Source organism: Streptomyces sp. P9-A4 (assembly GCF_036634195.1).
GTDB lineage: Bacteria > Actinomycetota > Actinomycetes > Streptomycetales > Streptomycetaceae > Streptomyces.
This window is the reverse complement of record NZ_JAZIFY010000001.1, coordinates 6,373,949-6,390,426: the sequence shown is the minus strand read 5'-3', so window position 1 is coordinate 6,390,426 and position 16,478 is coordinate 6,373,949. Positions and strand designations below refer to the sequence as shown.

The 16,478-nt window shown below is 74.1% G+C and carries 17 protein-coding genes; 6 read left to right on the top strand and 11 right to left on the bottom strand.

Going from position 1 to position 16,478, the window contains the following annotated elements; all coding sequences use genetic code 11:
• Positions 1 to 78 precede the first annotated feature (78 nt).
• Together V4Y03_RS28665 and V4Y03_RS28660 are read left to right on the top strand one after the other, a co-directional pair.
• Complete coding sequence (locus V4Y03_RS28665; protein WP_332436793.1) at positions 79 to 1,902, top strand: AMP-dependent synthetase/ligase; 1,824 nt, start codon at positions 79 to 81, stop codon at positions 1,900 to 1,902.
• Positions 1,903 to 2,127: 225 nt separating this feature from the next.
• On the top strand, positions 2,128 to 2,922 hold the full coding sequence (locus V4Y03_RS28660) for an aldo/keto reductase (RefSeq protein WP_317877282.1): 795 nt from the start codon (positions 2,128 to 2,130) through the stop codon (positions 2,920 to 2,922).
• Positions 2,923 to 2,984: 62 nt separating this feature from the next.
• Here V4Y03_RS28660 and V4Y03_RS28655 read toward each other — a convergent pair whose 3' ends face one another.
• A complete protein-coding gene (locus tag V4Y03_RS28655; RefSeq protein ID WP_332436792.1) occupies positions 2,985 to 4,289 on the bottom strand; it encodes an SUKH-4 family immunity protein in 1,305 nt (434 codons plus the stop codon).
• A gap of 151 nt (positions 4,290 to 4,440) precedes the next feature.
• On the opposite strand from V4Y03_RS28655, the gene V4Y03_RS28650 reads away from it, so the two are divergent.
• Positions 4,441 to 4,905: an RICIN domain-containing protein gene (locus V4Y03_RS28650; protein ID WP_317877279.1), complete on the top strand. Its 465-nt coding sequence runs from the start codon at positions 4,441 to 4,443 to the stop codon at positions 4,903 to 4,905.
• Positions 4,906 to 4,923: 18 nt separating this feature from the next.
• On the opposite strand, the gene V4Y03_RS28645 is transcribed toward V4Y03_RS28650, so the two are convergent.
• Positions 4,924 to 5,895 carry a class I SAM-dependent methyltransferase gene (locus V4Y03_RS28645; RefSeq protein ID WP_332436791.1) on the bottom strand — a complete coding sequence of 324 codons (972 nt, stop codon included), beginning with the start codon at positions 5,893 to 5,895 and terminating at the stop codon, positions 4,924 to 4,926.
• 101 nt (positions 5,896 to 5,996) lie between these two features.
• Positions 5,997 to 6,929, bottom strand: coding sequence for an AraC family transcriptional regulator (locus V4Y03_RS28640; protein ID WP_317877277.1), 933 nt, complete (start codon positions 6,927 to 6,929; stop codon positions 5,997 to 5,999).
• Positions 6,930 to 7,024: 95 nt separating this feature from the next.
• Between V4Y03_RS28640 and V4Y03_RS28635 the strand changes: the two genes are divergently transcribed.
• Complete coding sequence (locus tag V4Y03_RS28635) at positions 7,025 to 7,933, top strand: NmrA family NAD(P)-binding protein (protein WP_332436790.1); 909 nt, start codon at positions 7,025 to 7,027, stop codon at positions 7,931 to 7,933.
• A gap of 157 nt (positions 7,934 to 8,090) precedes the next feature.
• On the opposite strand, the gene V4Y03_RS28630 is transcribed toward V4Y03_RS28635, so the two are convergent.
• Both V4Y03_RS28630 and V4Y03_RS28625 read right to left on the bottom strand, forming a co-directional pair.
• Entirely contained in the window at positions 8,091 to 8,702 is a 612-nt protein-coding gene (locus V4Y03_RS28630; RefSeq protein WP_443079894.1) for a class I SAM-dependent methyltransferase, read from the bottom strand.
• A gap of 207 nt (positions 8,703 to 8,909) precedes the next feature.
• Positions 8,910 to 9,215, bottom strand: a complete 306-nt coding sequence (locus tag V4Y03_RS28625; RefSeq protein WP_317878053.1) for a 4a-hydroxytetrahydrobiopterin dehydratase — start codon at positions 9,213 to 9,215, stop codon at positions 8,910 to 8,912.
• A gap of 91 nt (positions 9,216 to 9,306) precedes the next feature.
• Here V4Y03_RS28625 and V4Y03_RS28620 point away from each other — a divergent pair, with 91 nt between their 5' ends.
• The gene (locus tag V4Y03_RS28620) at positions 9,307 to 10,140 is read left to right on the top strand and encodes a helix-turn-helix domain-containing protein (protein WP_317878052.1); all 834 of its coding nucleotides are present in this window, start codon (positions 9,307 to 9,309) and stop codon (positions 10,138 to 10,140) included.
• Here the strand turns inward: V4Y03_RS28620 and V4Y03_RS28615 are convergent.
• Positions 10,130 to 10,552 (bottom strand): hypothetical protein, encoded by a 423-nt coding sequence (locus V4Y03_RS28615; RefSeq protein WP_317878051.1) that lies wholly within the window; start codon positions 10,550 to 10,552, stop codon positions 10,130 to 10,132. The genes V4Y03_RS28620 and V4Y03_RS28615 overlap by 11 nt on opposite strands.
• 281 nt (positions 10,553 to 10,833) lie before the next feature.
• Here V4Y03_RS28615 and V4Y03_RS28610 point away from each other — a divergent pair, with 281 nt between their 5' ends.
• Complete coding sequence (locus V4Y03_RS28610) at positions 10,834 to 12,087, top strand: low temperature requirement protein A (RefSeq protein WP_332436789.1); 1,254 nt, start codon at positions 10,834 to 10,836, stop codon at positions 12,085 to 12,087.
• A 194-nt stretch (positions 12,088 to 12,281) separates the two neighbouring features.
• Here the strand turns inward: V4Y03_RS28610 and V4Y03_RS28605 are convergent, their stop codons facing one another.
• The 5 genes from V4Y03_RS28605 to V4Y03_RS28590 form a co-directional block, all read right to left on the bottom strand.
• Positions 12,282 to 13,685: an alpha/beta-hydrolase family protein gene (locus tag V4Y03_RS28605; protein WP_443079836.1), complete on the bottom strand. Its 1,404-nt coding sequence runs from the start codon at positions 13,683 to 13,685 to the stop codon at positions 12,282 to 12,284.
• Entirely contained in the window at positions 13,646 to 14,161 is a 516-nt protein-coding gene (locus V4Y03_RS33955; RefSeq protein ID WP_443079835.1) for an alpha/beta-hydrolase N-terminal domain-containing protein, read from the bottom strand. Before V4Y03_RS33955 ends, V4Y03_RS28605 begins: the two co-directional genes overlap by 40 nt.
• A 77-nt stretch (positions 14,162 to 14,238) precedes the next feature.
• Positions 14,239 to 14,448 carry a hypothetical protein gene (locus V4Y03_RS28600; RefSeq protein ID WP_332436788.1) on the bottom strand — a complete coding sequence of 70 codons (210 nt, stop codon included), beginning with the start codon at positions 14,446 to 14,448 and terminating at the stop codon, positions 14,239 to 14,241.
• 62 nt (positions 14,449 to 14,510) lie between these two features.
• Positions 14,511 to 14,894, bottom strand: a complete 384-nt coding sequence (locus V4Y03_RS28595; protein WP_332436787.1) for a hypothetical protein — start codon at positions 14,892 to 14,894, stop codon at positions 14,511 to 14,513.
• Positions 14,895 to 14,980: 86 nt separating this feature from the next.
• Positions 14,981 to 16,423 carry an amino acid permease gene (locus V4Y03_RS28590; protein WP_332436786.1) on the bottom strand — a complete coding sequence of 481 codons (1,443 nt, stop codon included), beginning with the start codon at positions 16,421 to 16,423 and terminating at the stop codon, positions 14,981 to 14,983.
• Positions 16,424 to 16,478 lie beyond the last annotated feature (55 nt).

Below are 16,478 nucleotides of genomic sequence, written 5' to 3'. Positions count from 1 at the left end.
GGGTGGGATACGGTCACCCCGCCGTACGGAGCGCGACAACGGGCTTTTCCAGCCACCGAGCCGTCGAGGAGCAGGTCAGTGCGCGAGTTCACCGTGCCGCCCGTCGAGGCGGCGCCTCAGGTCGGCGGTCTGGCGGACGCCGTGTTCGACCGCGCCCTGGCCGAGCCGGACCGGGTGTCCTTCGGCCGGAAGGGTCCGGACGGGGAGTGGCGTGAGGTCTCGGCGGCGCGGTTCAGGGACGAGGTCCTCGGCCTCGCGAAGGGCCTGATCGCGGAGGGCGTGCGGTTCGGCGACCGGGTCGCGATCATGGCCCGTACCCGCTACGAGTGGACGCTGTTCGACTTCGCGCTGTGGACGGTGGGCGCGCAGCCCGTGCCCGTGTACCCGACCTCCTCCGCCGAGCAGGTCTTCTGGATGCTGTACGACTCCGAGGTCACGGCGTGCGTGGTGGAGCACGAGGACCACGCGATGACGATCGGCTCGGTGATCGACCGGCTGCCCCGGCTCCAGCGGCTGTGGCAGCTGGACGCGGGCGCCGTGGACGAGCTGACGGCGGCGGGGGCCGACATCGACGAGGACGTCGTGCACCGGCACCGCAGGGCGGTGACCCCGGAGACGGTGGCGACGGTCATCTACACCTCGGGGACGACCGGCCGCCCGAAGGGCTGTGTGATCACCCACGCCAACTTCATGTTCGAGACGGACATGCTGGTGGGCCGCTGGGAGCCGGTGTTCCGTTCCCGGCCGGGCGAGCAGGCCTCGACGCTGCTGTTCCTGCCGCTCGCGCACGTCTTCGGGCGGATGGTGGAGGTCGCGGCGGTCCGCGGCGGGGTGAAGCTGGGGCACCAGCCGGTGATGGCGGCGGGCGAGCTGCTGCCGGACCTCGCGGCGTTCCGGCCGAGCTTCGTCCTGGCGGTGCCGTACGTCTTCGAGAAGGTCTTCCACGCGGCCCGCCGCAAGGCGGAGCGGGACGGGAAGGCGGGCCCGTTCGACAAGGCCGTCGAGGTGGCGGTCGCGTACGCGGAGGCGCTGGAGCAGAAGGCGTTCGGAACCGGCCCCGGGCCCTCGGCGGCGCTGCGCGTGCAGCACCAGTTCTTCGAGAAGACGGTGTACGTGAAGGTCCGCGCCGCCCTGGGCGGGCGGCTGCGGCACGCGATGTCGGGCGGTTCGGCGATGGACCGCCGGCAGGGACTGTTCTTCGCGGGCGCGGGGATCACGGTGTACGAGGGGTACGGGCTGACGGAGTCGTCGGCCGCCGCCACCGCGAACCCGCCGGAGCGGACGAAGTACGGCACGGTCGGGCAGCCGGTGCCGGGGACGACGGTGCACATCGCGGAGGACGGCGAGGTCTGGCTGTACGGCGGCCAGGTCTTCTCCGGCTACCTCAACGCCCCCGAGGCGACGGCCGCCGTGCTCAACGACGGCTGGCTCGCCACCGGGGACCTGGGCGCCCTCGACGAGGACGGCTATCTGACGATCACCGGGCGCAAGAAGGAGATCCTGGTGACCTCGGGCGGCAAGAGCGTCGCGCCGACGGCTCTGGAGGAGCGGGTCCGGGCGCATCCGCTGATATCCCAGTGCATCGTCGTCGGCAACGACCGGCCGTACGTCGCCGCGCTGGTGACGCTCGACCAGGAGGCGGTGGAGCACTGGCTCGCGATGCAGGGGCGCCCGCCGCTCGCGCCGTCGGAGCTGGTGCGCGACCCGTCCCTGGAGACCGAGATCCGGCGGGGGGTGGTGGCGGCGAACACGCTCGTCTCGCAGGCCGAGTCGATCCGCACCTTCCGCATCCTGGCGCATCCGTTCAGCGAGGAGCACGGGCTGCTCACCCCGTCGCTGAAACTCAAGCGGAAGGCGATCGAGCGGGCGTACGCGGCGGAGGTCGCGGCGCTGTACGGCTGAGAGGGCGCGTCACGCCGGGGCAGGGCGGGTCGGGCCGGGTCACGCCGGGTCGGGCGAGGGGCGGGGCGCGGAATGCGGGAGGCCCCGTGATCGTTGACGCTGGGAGTGCCCCCGTACGAGCTGGAGCGGGTGCGCGATCGTCACGAACCGCGACAAGGTAAGGACCCCTCCCACGTGAGCACGGACAGCAAGGTTCCCTCCGTCACCCTGAACAACGGCGTCCGGATGCCGCAGCTGGGCTTCGGTGTCTGGCAGGTGCCGGACGACGAGGCCGCGGACGCCGTGGCGACGGCTCTGGAGGCCGGCTACCGCTCGATCGACACCGCCGCGATCTACGGGAACGAGGAGGGCACCGGCCGTGCCCTCGCCGCCTCCGGGATCGCCCGCGACGACCTCTTCGTCACCACCAAGCTGTGGAACAGCGAGCAGGGCTACGACTCGACGCTCAAGGCTTTCGACGACTCTCTCGACAAGCTCGGCCTCGACCACGTCGACCTGTACCTGATCCACTGGCCGGTGCCGGCCAAGGACGCGTACGTCGACACCTACCGGGCGTTCGAGAAGATCTACGCGGACGGGCGCGCCAAGGCGATCGGCGTCTCGAACTTCCTCCCGGAGCACCTGGAGCGGCTGATCGGCGAGACCTCGGTCGTGCCCGCCGTGAACCAGATCGAGCTGCACCCGCAGCTCACCCAGGCGGCCTCGCGCGAGGTGCACGCCCGGCACGGGATCGCGACCGAGGCCTGGTCGCCGCTCGGCTCCGGCAAGGGCCTCCTGGACGTCCCGGCGATCGTCGCGATCGGCCGCAAGCACGGACGCACCCCGGCCCAGGTCGTGCTGCGCTGGCACCTCCAGCTGGGGAACGTGGTCATCCCGAAGTCCGTCACCCCCTCCCGCATCCGGGAGAACATCGAGGTCTTCGACTTCGAGCTGGACGCCGAGGACCTGGCCGCCATCGCCGCGCTCGACGAGAGCCGCCGTCTCGGCCCGGACCCGGCGGAGTTCAACGTCGGCGCCTGAAGGCGCGGAACCCTCCGGCGCCGCGCCGTCTCGGCGGTGCGGCGCCGGCTGCGCGCCCGGCCTCAGTAGCCGTACACGCCGAGTTCGGTGACGGAAGCGAAGAGGTGCTCCCAGACCCCGGCGCCGGGCGCCCCCTCGGCCAGCGCTCCGGCGTCGACGGCGTCCATCGCGCGGAGGAAGGCCGACACGCCCGCCTCCCCCGGATACGGGTCCCAGCAGGCGCCCATGTGTCGGCGTACGCCCTCCAGGAGGCGGACGAAGGCGTCCAGGTCGCGGGCGAGCGGGAAGACGGCGTCGCCGCCCGGGCCGTGGCTGCCGTCGGGCTGCCGCATGCCGACCGCTCCCGTCGTCGGATCGACGAACACCTCGCCCGGGTCGCAGTACCCGAGATCGAAGGCGCCCACGCGCATCAGGCCCTCGGGGCCGGGGCCCAGCGGCTGCGCGTCGACGGCGAAGGACGTCACGCCGGCCGCCCAGCGGCGGGGCAGTCCGGCCCCGGCGAGCAGGGCCCGGGTCGGCTCGTGGGTGAGGGCGGCGGGGAGGTCGGCGGCCGGCACGCGGACGACCCGGGAGGGGCCGAAGATCCGGTCGAGGCGGGCGGCGGTGAGCGGTTCGCCGGCCTCGGTGTTCCTCGTCCCGGGCCGGAACCAGGGGCCGCCGTCCGGCGGCGTCGGACCGGAGGCGCCGGCGCCGCCGCTCGGCCAGTCGGCGAGCGCCTTGTCGTTCTGCTCGACGACGGCGACCCCGCGCGCGTCCTGGAAGACATAGCGCCCGCCGTCGAGCGGGACGGGTTCCTCCCAGGCGTCCGGGACGTGCAGCGCCCAGGACTCGTCGTCCGTGTCGAAGAGCCAGGGGCCGTCCGGCTCCGTCTCCTCGTACGGCACGGCCGCGCCCGGGTCCGGGGCGTCCCGCAGGACGCCGGTGGCCAGGTCGAACCAGGTGTCCTCGCACCACAGCGCCGACACTCTGAGAAGGGGCCCGGCGTCGGTCCCGTACACCCCGGCGTAGCCGTCGCCGCTGAGGTTCGGCTCCGCTTGGTACGCGCCGACCGGCCGCCACCAGGCCCACACCGTCCGCCACGGGAGGCCCGGTTCGGCGGCCGCCACCTCCTCGGCGTACTCCCGGTGGCCGAGGACCGTCGCGGCGAAGTGCAGCCAGGACGCGAACTCGGCCGTCGTCACGGGGTCGGTCCCGAAGACGGCCTCGGCCTGGGTGAAGACCTCCCGCCCCACTCCGCCGTGGTGGCCGGGCAGGGCGGCGAGGCGGGCGCGGAGTTCGGCGCGGTCGTGGCGCAGGACGCGGGCGGGGTCGTCGAACAGGGCGGCGTCGTCGCGCGGGGCGGGGAGGGTGGGTTCGTGTGCGGTCACCGGGTCATGGTGACAGGCGCCTCCGACATCGGCCGGGCGGTTGTCGGCGGGTGGGCGGCGGCTGTGGGCAGCGCCTTCGCCGTACCCGCCGTTGTCGTACCCGGGACATAGTGTCGGGTCCAACAGCGGTGCGTGACGAAGGAGTCGATACGTGAGTGGTTCTCCGGTGCCCGTCGAGGAGGGCCTCTACCGGGTGCGGAACGTGGCCAGCGGGCTGCTCCTGGAGGTGTACGAAGGGTCGGGCCGCAGCGGTGCCAACGTGCAGCAGGGCGCCGAGCGCGGAACTCCCGGGCAGCACTGGCACATCAGCTCCGTGCCCAACGGCGGCGGGCTCCACCACCTGGTCAACGCGGCCAGCGGCAAACGGCTCGACGTCGCGGGCGCGTCCACGGAGAACGGCGCCAACATCCAGCAGTGGAAGGCGAACAACTTCGGCGCGCAGGAGTGGATCATCGAGCAGGACCTGCAGTCGCCGGGGACGGTCGCGCTGGTGAGCTTCGTCAGCGGCCTGTTCCTGGAGGTCGCCGACGGTTCGAAGGACGACGGAGGCAACGTACGGCAGTGGGAGGACACCGACTCCCCGTTCCAGTGGTGGCGGCTGGAGCCGGTGTCCTGACGGGTCCGGTGCGGTCCGTCAGCCCTTGCGGGCGGTGTGGACCGTGCGGGCCGTGAGGTAGTACAGGTCCGTGCGGTGGTGCAGGGACAGCTCGTCGGACGGGTCCAGGAGCCGGTCGAGGGTCGCCACGTCGTCCGCGTCGAGACGGCCGCCCCAGCCCTCCTGGAGCCGGGTGTAGTGGGAGATGACCAGCTCCCGCACCAGCGGGGACACCGGCGCGGGGAGGTCGGTGAGGAAGGTCCTGGTGCCGGCCGGGGTGAGTCCGGCGGAGGCGAGGAGCGCCCGCCAGTCGTCCGGCTCGTCCTTGGAGCCGGGGAGTTCGGCGCGCATCTCGCCGAACCAGTCGGCGTGGGCGGCGTCGAGGCGGGCCTCGAAGCCGGGCCGGCCGATGCCGATGTGCCAGGGCAGATGACGGGTGGGCAGCCCGCCCTCGACGAGGGCCATCACACCGCCGGGGTTCAGCAGCCCGGCGAACTCGACGAGCGCGGCCCGCTGGTCGCCCATGTGGTGCATCGAGTTGCCGGCCCAGATCAGGTCGGCCGGGCCCAGGACCGCGATGCCCTCGGGGAGTTCGGCGTGCAGGGTGGAGACGCGGGCGCCGAGGCCTCGCGCCCGCGCACGGGCCTCCGCGCGGACGAGGAGTTCGGGGGTGCCGTCGACGGCGACCGTCTCGGCGGCCGGGAAGGCCTCCGCGAGCAGACCGGTGATGACACCGGGACCGCTGCCGATGTCGAGGACCCGGCGGACGCCCGGCACCGGGGCGAGCGTGCCGAGCCAGGCGGCGGCGTCCGCGTAGGCGGGGCCCGCGACCTCGGCCTGCCGCTCCAGGAGCGGAGCGATCTCGTTCCAGTCGAGATGGGTGCTGTCGTGACCGTGCTTGTGACCGTGGCCGTGCTTGTGGCCCGGGGCTGCCGCGTGGCCGGCGGAGTGCTGGTGGCCGTGGCCCTCGCCGTGGGCGTGTCCGTCGTGGGACGCGATCTGCTGAGTCATGGTCCCAGCCTGCGGGGAGTCGACCGGGAGAGCGAGAAAAGTTGCCGGTCCGGCAAGGAATCCGTGCCGGTCGCCGCGCTCCCCTGCGGCGACCGTACGCGTCACGCCCCCGTGCGGTGTTCCTGCGGGCTGACGCCCCTGACCCGCTTGAACGCGGCGCTCAGGGCGAAGGCCCCGCTGTAGCCGACCTGCCGGGCGACGGACTCGACGGTGGCGTCCGTCTCGCGCAGCAGGTCGGCGGCGAGCGCGAGCCGCCAGTCGGTGAGGTACGCCATCGGGGGCTCGCCGACGAGTTCGGTGAAGCGGCGGGCGAGCGAGGCGCGCGACACCCCGGTCTTCGCGGCGAGCGACGCGACGGTCCAGGGATGGGCGGGGTCGTCCTGGAGCAGCCGGAGCGCCCGGCCGACGACCGGGTCGCCCATGGCCCGGTACCAGGCGGGCGCCTCGGCGCCGGGCCGGGAGAACCAGGCACGGACGGCGGCGATGAGCAGCAGGTCGAGTACCCGGTCGAGGACGACGCTCTGGCCGGGTTCGTCGCGGGCGATCTCCTCGTCGAGGAAGGGCATGAGGGGGCAGTTCCACACGTCCGCGGGCAGGTGCAGCAGGTCCGGCAGGGCGTCGAGCAGTCGGCGGCCGACCTCGCCGTCCATCAGATAGGTGCCGATGAGCACCGTGGTTCCGCCGTCCGGGGCGTTGCCCCAGGTGCGGACGCCGAGCCGCATGGTCTGGGCGAGCGGCTCCCCGGAGAGGGTGGAGCAGGTGCCGTCGGGTCCGATACGGGCACGGGGCGGCGCATCGGGGGCGTCGGCGACGGTGTACGGCTCCGGGCCCCGGGCGATGGCGATGTCACCGGGCCGCAGCAGGACGGGGTCGCCGGTGCCGGGGACGATCCAGGCCTCGCCCGAGGTGACGCACATCAGACAGATCGGCGCACCGTCCTCGATGCGTACGGACCACGGCGGTTCCATGATCATGCGGAGCAGGAAGGCGCCCCTGGCGCGGGGGCCGTCGAGGAGTCCGGCGAGTACGTCCATGGGGCCCAAGGGTAGGCGGCCGGGTGAGACGCAGACGCAGGCACGTGAGACTGCGGAGCATGGGCACGGGGGTCCGTGGGCGGGAGTCTTGACCCATGACGAACCAGACGAACAACTCTCAGGACACTCACACCACTCAGAACACCCAGAACGCCCAGGGCACTCAGGACGGCGGAGCCGCGCCGACGGTTCTCGTCACGAGCGCCACCGGCAAGACCGGGCAGCGCGTCGCCGAGCGGCTCGCGGCGCGCGGGGCGACGGTCCGCGCCGGGTCCCGTACCGGCGCGACCCCCTTCGACTGGGAGGCCCCGGACACCTGGGCCCCCGCGCTGCGCGGCGCCGACTCCGCGTACGTGGCCTACTACCCGGACCTCGCCGCCCCCGGCGCGGTCGAGGCGATGCGGACCTTCGGCCGGCTGGCCGTGGAGGCCGGGGTGGGGCGGCTCACCCTGCTGTCCGGGCGCGGGGAGCCGGAGGCGGTCGCGGCGGAGGAGGCCCTGCGGGAGGCGGCCGACGGGGTGGAACTGACCGTCGTACGAGCCTCGTTCTTCGCGCAGAACTTCTCCGAGGGGCTGCTCGCCGAGGGCGTCGCGGCCGGCTCGGTCGTCTTCCCGGCGGGTGACACCGCGGAGCCGTTCATCGACGCCGGCGACCTCGCGGACGTGGTCGTGGAGACCCTGACGGACGACCGCCACGCGGGCCGGACGCACGAGCTGACGGGGCCCCGGCCGCTGGGCTTCGCGGAGGTGGCGGCGGAGATCTCCCGCGCCTCGGGCCGTCCGGTGGTCTACGAGCCGGTGTCCGAGGCCGACTACGCCGGATTCCTCGCGGGCTTCGGGCTCCCGGCCCCGGAGGCCGAATGGGTGGCGAATCTCTTCGCGACGCTCCTCGACGGCCACAACGCCTCGGTGACGGACGGGGTGAAGCAGGTGCTGGGCCGCGACCCGCGCCCGTTCGCCGACTTCGCGACGGAGGCGTGGGACGGTCGGACGTCCGCGTCCTGAGAGCGGCTCCGGGCGGGGCGCGAACGGCACCGGCGTACCGCCCGGCCGGGTACCCGGCGGACGCGCTGTCGTCGGGAACGACGGGGGTGGCCGCGTGACGCGTGGTGGCTTCGGCCTCCTCGACGGACGGAAGGCCGGGACGGACAGATGAGGACGTTCAGCCGCGCCTGGCGAAGCACGCCAGCCGGTAGCGGGGGTCGTCGCGGGGGCGGTCCTGGTCCGGCAGGGCCGCCAGGGCGGCGGCGAGTTCATCGGTCGTGGCCGGGTCGTCGCCGGTGAACCAGGAGGCGAAGTACCCGGCCCGCAGCCTCCGTACGGTGTCTCGCGGGGTGGCGCCCTGGCCGTGCCCCCTGAAATGGGTGCCGGGGGCGGGTACGAGGCCGTGGGCCTCCGCGTGAAGAGTGATCAGATCGGCGCGGTCGGAGGCGGCGGCCGAGCGGTGGGGCCGCAGGATCGCGTCGATGTCGCTGCCGACGTCATGGGCGGTGTCCTTGTCGACGGTGGCGACCAGGACACCGCCGGGGCGCAGGACGCGGGCCGCCTCGGCGACCACGTCCGGCGCGAACGGCACGAGGTGCAGCAGCCAGACGGCGCTGACCGCGTCCACGGCGGCTGCGGGGAGCGGCAGCCGCCGGGCGTCGGCGCGTACGACCCGGCCCGGTGCGCGTCCGGCCGCGACCCGCAGCATGGCGTGGGCGGCGTCGGCACCGTGGACGCGCAGTCCTGGCCTGACGAGCCGCTCGGTGACGAGACCGGTGCCGCAGGCCAGGTCGAGCAGGGTGCGGGCGCCGGGCGGGACGAGCCGGAGGACGGCTTCGGCCGCCGGGCGGGACGAGCCGGAGGACGGCTTCGGCCGCCGCCTCGGCCCGGGGCACCCCGCCCCGGGTCCGGTCGTAGTGCGCTGCCTCGGTCTCGTAGTCGAGCACGGTCTCCCCCATGCCCCTGATCCTACGAGGGGTGCGGTGACCGGTGCGGGTCAGCGGGCGCCGTGGCCGGGCGCGATCCCTTCGACGCGCTCGGCGAGTTCGAAGTCCTTTCCGGTGACGGCGCCGCCCGCGGAGTGGGTGTTCACGGACAGGGAGACGGTGTCGTATCCCAGGGTCAGGTCGGAGTGGTGGCCCAGCTCCTGCTGGATCCGGGCCACATGGACCACGAGCGCGGTGGCGGCGAAGTGGTCGTCGAGCCGGTAGGCGCGGGTGAGGCGGTCCTCTGCGACCGACCAGCCGGGAAGCTCCCGCAGTCGGTCCTCGATCTCCTTCTGCGACAGCGGCTGTGTGGGCACGGCGGTGCTCCCTCCGGACGGGTGGCGCGGGTGACGGACAGGCGTCCCCGGGGAAACGTACCCGGGTCCACCTCTGGGATACCGTCTGGCCATGACGACTGTCGTGAGCGACACGGGGGTGGGGCCGCTGCTGCGCGGCTGGCGCGAGCAGCGGCGGCTGAGCCAGCTGGAGCTGGCGCTGCGCGCCGACTCCTCGGCGCGGCACATCTCGTTCGTGGAGACGGGGCGGTCGCGGCCGAGCGAGGAGATGGTGCTGAGGCTCGCCGAGCACCTGGAGGTGCCGGTCCGCGAGCGGAACGCGCTGCTGCTCGCCGCCGGGTACGCGCCCCGGTACACGGAGTCGCCGCTCGACGCCCCGCGTCTGGAGACGCTCCGGGAGGGCATCGAGCGGCTGCTCCAGGGGTACGAGCCGTATCCGGCGCTCGTGGTGGACGGCTCGTACACGGTGGTGGCGGCCAACCGGGGCATCGGGCTGCTGCTCGAAGGGCTGCCGGAGCATCTGCTGACCCCGCCGCTGAACACGATGCGGATCACCCTGCACCCGGAGGGCCTCGCGCCCCGGATCCGGAACCTGCGGGAGTGGCGGGGGCATCTGCTGGCGCAGATGGAGCGTCAGATCGGTCTGGCGCGCTCGGAGTCGCTGCGCGCGCTGTACGCGGAGGTGGCGGCGTACCCGCTGCCGCCGGGCGCGGACACCGACGCCGCCGGTGGCAGTGCCGGTGCGTCGGACGAGGAGCCGTACCCGTACTTCGCGCTGCCGCTGCGGATCGAGCACGACGGGCGGGTGCTGTCGTTCGTGTCGTCGATCTCGACGTTCAACACGCCGCTGGACGTGACCGTCGCCGAGCTGGCCATCGAGACGTTCCTCCCGGCCGACCCGGAGACGGTCGCGTACCTGCGGTCACTGCCGCCGGTCAGCGGCTAGCGGCGACGGCCCGCAGGGCCGCCCACTGGAGTGCGGCGAAGCCGGCGACGGTGGCCGCCTGCATCGGGGTCCACACCAGGCCGGCGGTGGTCGGCTCCAGCCAGGCGATCAGGGCGACGACGCTCAGCACGGCCCAGAGGACGTTGGCGTCGACGACGAGCTTCACGGCGAGCGCCGGGGGCTGCGGGCGGCTCGCGAGCCAGCCGACCCCGGCGGCGAACAGGGTGAGGAAGACGCCGAGTTCGAGCAGGAGGCCGGAGTCGACGCCGAGGAACTCACCGAGCGGTCCCGAGGCGGCGGCGTAGGCGATGCCGTTGGCGCCGGTGACGACGGCGTCGAGGGCCAGGAAACGGCGCACCGCGGCCTGGGGCCGGGTGGTGCGGGCGAGACCGGACAGCAGGGCCTGGGACATGGCGGATCACCCTCCAAGGGGGACGTTCAAGGGGCGTTCAGGGGACGTTCGTCCGGGCGGTGGGCCGGAGCCCGAGCGGAGTGCGCCGCCCGGGTTCCGGTGGTCCTGAGCATGCCGGGCGGAGCGGAGGGGGTCGATTACGTCCGAGGTAATGCGGTGCGCCCGGGGTGGCCGGCGGGTCGCGCCCGCCCGTGTTCCGGACGTCGTGTCGTCGTGCCCCGGGCGTGGGTATCGTTCGCGCCGGGGTGGCCGGTACCGGTCCCCCGAAGGGGGAGACAGAGATGGTGTGGAACAGGGAACGGGCCCGGATGGTGGCCACCGCGGACGATCACCGGGTGACGCCCGCGGAGCTCTTCTTCGACCTGGTGTTCGTGTACGCGATCACGCAGGTCACCGCGCTGATGGCGGCGGCGCCCTCGCCGTTCCGGGTGGTCGGCGCGATGGTCGTGCTGGCGCTGCTCTGGTGGTGCTGGTGCAGCTTCGCCTGGCTGGGCAATGTCGTACGGGCCGACTCCGGCGCCTTGTTCGGCGTCCTCGTCACCGTGATGGCCGTCGTCCTGATCGTGTCGCTGGCCGTGCCGGAGGTGTTCTCGCACGCGCCCGGCGGACTGCCGGCGCCGCTGCTGTTCGTGCTCTGCTACGGCGCGGTGCGCGTCCTCCACCTGGCCTCGTACTGGATCTCCAGCCCCGGGGACGCCGCCCTGCGCGCCACCCTTCGGCGTACGGCGCTGATGTCCGTCCTGCCGCCGCTGGCCCTCCTCCTGATCGGCAGCGCTCACAGCGGGCGGGTCCAACTCCTTTTGTGGCTGGGAGCGGTGGTCGTCGACTACGGCGGCATCTATGTCAACGGCTCGTCCGGCTGGCGGGTCAACTCACCCGGGCACTTCGCCGAGCGGCACGGCCTGATCGTGATCATCGCGCTCGGCGAGTCGATCGTCGCGATGGGCGTCGGCGTCTCCGGATTCCCGCTCACCGTCGCCGTGCTCGGCGCCTCGGCCGCCGGACTGCTGCTGTCGGCGGGGCTGTGGCGGCTGTACTTCCGGCAGCTCGGCGAGGCTGCGGAGCACCGGCTCACCGGGCTCGACGGCGACGAACGCACCCGGTTCGCCAGCGATGTGTACACCTTCCTGCACCTTCCGCTGGTCGCGGGCGTCGTGCTCTGCGCGCTCGGCATGAAGAAGGTCCTCCAGCAGGTCGCCGACACCGGCCACTACGGCCTCGCCGAGCCCCTGCACGGGGTGGTGGCCTGGTCGTTGACCGGTGGCGTCGGTGTGTACCTGCTCGGTGCGGCGGCGATCGTACGGCGCACCTCGGGCCGCCGGCCGACCGCCCTGGCCACGGGCGGCGTCTGCTGCCTGGCGGCGGGCCCGCTCGTCGGCCTGGTCCCGGCCCTGGTCGCGCTCGCGGTCCTCGCGACGGTGACGGCGGGCCTGGTGCGGCTGCACGGCCGGCGGAACGAGCGAGCGGAACGCCTGGAGCAGGCGGGGCCCTCGGAGGGGGCGGTGGGGGTTCAGCCGACGGCGGAGACCGCCTGAGCGGTGCGGAGCGGAGCGGGAGGAGTACGTCCTCGGCCCTACCACTAGAAGGGGCCCTGAGGGAGCACGCGTTCACGGTGCTGCCCCGGGGGCCGGAGGGGGCGGGCGAGGCCCTGACGGGCAGTGGGGGCCGGTGGCGCCTCGAAGGGCCGACGGGCGCGGGGCTGCCCTGAGGGGCGCTCGGGGTCGGGCGTTCAGTACGCCGCCGGGCGGTGGCCGATGAAGGCGCGCAGGCGGGTTGTGTCGGCCGCGGTCCAGCCCGGTGGCGGGAGGACCGCCGCCCAGCCGTCGACCGCCCCTGCCCCGTACCGGTGGCCGTGCGGCGCGTCGACCCCGTACGACACCGCCATGTCCACCGAGGTCTGCCAGAAGGCGACGAACGGGAACCAGGTGATCTCGGGCGTGATGTCGGGGCCGAGGGGTTCGTCGAGCCACGCGGGGCGGCTCAGGAGGAGGTCGGGCGACCACCAGACGACGGGGTCGGAGGCGTTCTGCAGATAGACCGCGCGCGGGTGCTCCCACGCGGCGGCCGGGCGCGCGAGGTCGGTCTCGGGGAACTGGGCGAAGCGGATGTGGGCGCCGCCCCGGTACTGCGGGCGCCAGACCGGGCTGCCCGGGTCGCGGTCGCGGCGGATCTCGCGGGAGACCGGTGAGAAGTTCGGGGCGCCCATGAGGAGGGCGCCGTCGGTGGAGGCGAGGAGGTCGTCGGCACCCTCGAAGGAGGCCTCGACGGCGTAGGCGCCCAGGCTCTCGCCGGTGACGACGAGCCGGGGCCGCCGGTCGGCGGGGAGGGCGTCGAGCCGTTCGCGTACGGCGTCGAGGAGGGCGCGGGTGGCCTGCCCGGCCTTCTCCTTGTCGACGAGGAAGGACACCCAGCTGGGCAGGTAGGAGTACTGGACGGCGACGATCGCGGTGTCGCCGCCGTACATGTACTCCAGGGCCTCGGCGACGTTCGGGTCGACCCAGCCGGTCCCCGTGGTGCCCGCCACGGCGAGGACCGCGCGGTCGAAGGCGCCGGTGCGGTCGAGCTCGCGGACGGCGAGCCGGGCCTGCGCGGCGAACGGCGGGTCGTCCGCGAAGGCGGCGGGCAGCGCGGACGGCACGTACACGCGGACCGGGTCACGGGCGGGCCTGCCGCTCCAGGCGGTGAGGGCGTCGCGGGTCGGCGTGGAACCGGCGAAGTTGCGCCCCTGGAAGCCGAGGCCCTCCCAGGGGACGAGCGATCCGGGCCCGCCGGAGACCAGGCGGGAGGCGGGGCGCTCGATGCCGTCCTTGGTGCCTCCGTTGGTGGCCTCGGCGATGCGGTCGGCGATGTCGACGATTCCCCGGTCGAAGACCACGTCGCGGACGCCGACGAGGACCACGAGGGCGGAGAGGACCGCGCCGACGCCGAACGCGACGGGCCGGGGCAGGAGCCTGCCGAGCAGCCGTATCAGGGTGACGGAGCCGAGCCGTACGGCGCGGGCGACGAAGAGCGCCACGAGCAGCAGGCCGAGCGCGATCAGCGCGATCATCGGCGTGTGCCAGGTCAGGGAGGGCGGCAGCTCCTGGAGGGCCCTCAGCTGACGTGCATCCGGGCGCTCTCGGAGATGCACCACACGGCGAGGACCGGGCTGAGCAGCCAGTACGCCTGCCAGCAGCGGGTCCGGAACCACTCGGGGGGCCGCCGGCGCACCAGGGTCCGGACGATCCAGGCGAGGCCGGAGCCGAGGGCGTACCCGATGGTGGCGGTGATCCCGCCGACGAGGCCCTGGAGGTACCAGGGGCGCGGCACGAGGGAGGGCGTCAGGCTCGACCAGAAGAAGACGGTGGCGAAGCAGAGCGCGACGAGGTCGGGCCACCGGCGGATGCGGTACGAGGGGTCCCGGCGGTCCAGGTAGGGGCGGCGAGCGAAGGCGAGGAGCCGCCGGGCGGCACGGCGCGGGAGCGTGGGGCGGGGGCCGGGGGCGGGGCTTGAGCTGGGGTCCGAGCCGTCGCTCGTACGCGTACCCGGGCTGCCGGGTGGGCCCTTCGCCGTGCCGGACGCGGGTCCGGCGGACCGATCGGGTCTGGTGTTCCGGTCGGTCGAGGTCATCGGGACAGCCTCGTACGTCCGTCCACCGGTACGCAAATCGGATTTCGCCGTGGCCCGCGTCGGGGCGTCACGAAGGGTCAGCGCACCCTGCCCTCACGGCGCGTGGGCGGCGCGGGCGAGGCGTGCACCGGGCTCGGCTCGGACGTCGGGGCCTGGACCGGGGCGGCGGCGGGGGCGGAGGCCCGGTCAGGGGTGGCGGGCTCCGACACCGGGCGTTCGGGGCGCTGGGCGCGGGAGGCCTCGGCGCGCAGCAGGGCCTGGAGGACGGCGAACGGGTCGACGGGCATGGCGAAGCTCCTCGTGGTGCGTGGGGGGGTGTGATGTCGGGACTGCTGCGAGGCGGGGCCTCTCAGCAGCGCATCACCACGCACCGGAGCACGTCACCGCGCGGAGCGGGCACGGAAGCGGGGGCGGGGGCGTCGCGATGGCCGGGGCCCCCGTGGTGGAGGCGCGGGGGCCGGACCGGGCGGAGGCCCGTCCGGTGCCGTCGCGCGCGGCCGGGCAGTCCGGCCTCGGTGGCGGCCGTGTCGTGCGTCTCGCCGCCCGGGTCGGACGCCGGGGAGGCGGCCGCGGGGCGGAGTTCGGCGCCGCCGGTGGCCGTGGCGGCTCCGCTGCCGAACAGCGCGGCGAGGACGAGGAACAGCGCGATCCAGCGGTGCCGGCGCCGTTCCGGGCGCGGTGGACGCCCCGCCGGGGCGGCGGGCGCGAGGGTCGGCACGGGCGCGGGGCTCACGGAGATCCGTACTGCCCCGTCGGGGTCGTGGGCCGACGCCCCGGAGGGGAGATCCGCCCGGGCGGCCTACGGTCGGGGCCGTTCTTTCACTGACCCGGCGGTGGCGGCGACGGGTGGCCGGGCGCCGCCTCCCCCGCCGCCGCTCGTCGGCGGCGGGCCGACATCCACGCGAAGACGAGCACTCCCGCGAAGAGGAACAGGACGCCCTGGTAGACGGCGGCGTAGCCGGAGCCCGCGACCAGCCAGAGGGAGAAGCCGAAGGCGGCGAGGGCGAGGACGGTGTCGCGGACCAGGCGGGGGCGGTGGACCCGGTCGGACTGTCCGGAGAGCAGGAAGTACAGCTGCGCGGCGGAGGAGAGCAGGTAGGGGACGGTGGCGGTGAAGGTGGTGACGAGTACGAGGGTCTCGAAGACGCGCTGGGTGCCGGATGTGTAGTTGTAGACGGTCAGCAGCGAGGCGAGGACGACGGTCACGACGACGCCGACCGTGGGGACCCCGCGCCGCTTGCGGGCGAAGGCCTTGGGGAAGAGCCCGTCGCGCGCCGCCGCGTAGGGGGTCTGGGCGCTGAGCAGGGTCCAGCCGTTGAGCGCGCCGACCATCGAGACGAGCGCCATGCAGGCGACGGCGGTGCCGCCCCAGGAGCCGCCGAACATGAGGTCGACGGCGTCCGTGAAGGGGGCGTCGGAGGCGACGAGCCGCTCGTGCGGGACGGTGCCGAAGACGGAGAGGGTGGTGAGGAGGTAGAGGAGGGCGGCGGCGAGGGTGCCGAGGACGGTGGCGCGCCCGACGTTGCGGCGCGGGTCGCGGACCTCGCCCGCGCTGACGGCGGCCGACTCGACGCCGAGGTAGCTGAAGAGCAGGATCGCGGCGGAGGCCGAGACGGCTCCGAGGGAGCTCTCGCCGCCGGCGCGGAAGGGGCCGAGGTTGGCGCTGTCGAAGAAGAAGAGCCCGCTGACGGCGACGAGCAGCAGTGGCAGGAACTTGAGCACGGTGGCGACGAGCTGCACGGCGCCCACGTAGCGGGTGCCGGCGAGGTTGGCGAGGGCCGGGAGCCACTGGAGGAGGAGCGCGGCGCCGAGGGTGGCGGCCGTCGACCCGTGGAGCGGGACCAGCACGTCGAGGTAGCCGACGGCGGCGACGGCGAGGGCCGCGTTGGAGACCCAGGTGGTGGCCCAGTAGGACCAGGCCGTGAGGAATCCGGCGAAGTCGCCGAAGGCCTCGCGGGCGTAGACGTACGGTCCGCCGGTCGCCGGGTGGCGGTGGGCGAGGCGGCCGAAGACGAGGGCGAGGGCGATCGCGCCGAGGGTGAGGACGCCGAAGGCGACGAGGCTGATGGTGCCGTAGGGGGCGACGGAGGCGGGCAGCAGGAAGATTCCGCCGCCGATGATGTTGCCCATGACCAGGGCGGTCGCGACGGGGAGCCCGAAGCGGCGGGCGTGCTTGCCGTCCGCGCCCTTGCCGGTGTCGCCGGTGTTCCCGGCGGCCCCGGTGACGGGCCCGCTCTGTGGAGTTGTGGTGGCCGTGCTCATGGGGTGGGGCGCCTTCCGTCGTACAAATCCGGACCATCGTCCGGTAACGGCGAAC

Bases quoted from the DNA above. Each gene is read 5' to 3' on its own strand.
- V4Y03_RS33955 (WP_443079835.1), bottom strand. From the start codon at position 14,161: ATGACCTCGACCGACCGGAACACCAGACCCGATCGGTCCGCCGGACCC.
- V4Y03_RS28600 (WP_332436788.1), bottom strand. From the start codon at position 14,448: ATGCCCGTCGACCCGTTCGCCGTCCTCCAGGCCCTGCTGCGCGCCGAG.
- V4Y03_RS28660 (WP_317877282.1), top strand. From the start codon at position 2,128: ATGCCGCAGCTGGGCTTCGGTGTCTGGCAGGTGCCGGACGACGAGGCC.
- V4Y03_RS28590 (WP_332436786.1), bottom strand. From the start codon at position 16,423: ATGAGCACGGCCACCACAACTCCACAGAGCGGGCCCGTCACCGGGGCC.
- V4Y03_RS28620 (WP_317878052.1), top strand. From the start codon at position 9,307: ATGACGACTGTCGTGAGCGACACGGGGGTGGGGCCGCTGCTGCGCGGC.
- V4Y03_RS28645 (WP_332436791.1), bottom strand. From the start codon at position 5,895: ATGACTCAGCAGATCGCGTCCCACGACGGACACGCCCACGGCGAGGGC.
- V4Y03_RS28610 (WP_332436789.1), top strand. From the start codon at position 10,834: ATGGTGTGGAACAGGGAACGGGCCCGGATGGTGGCCACCGCGGACGAT.
- V4Y03_RS28615 (WP_317878051.1), bottom strand. From the start codon at position 10,552: ATGTCCCAGGCCCTGCTGTCCGGTCTCGCCCGCACCACCCGGCCCCAG.
- V4Y03_RS28635 (WP_332436790.1), top strand. From the start codon at position 7,025: ATGACGAACCAGACGAACAACTCTCAGGACACTCACACCACTCAGAAC.
- V4Y03_RS28640 (WP_317877277.1), bottom strand. From the start codon at position 6,929: ATGGACGTACTCGCCGGACTCCTCGACGGCCCCCGCGCCAGGGGCGCC.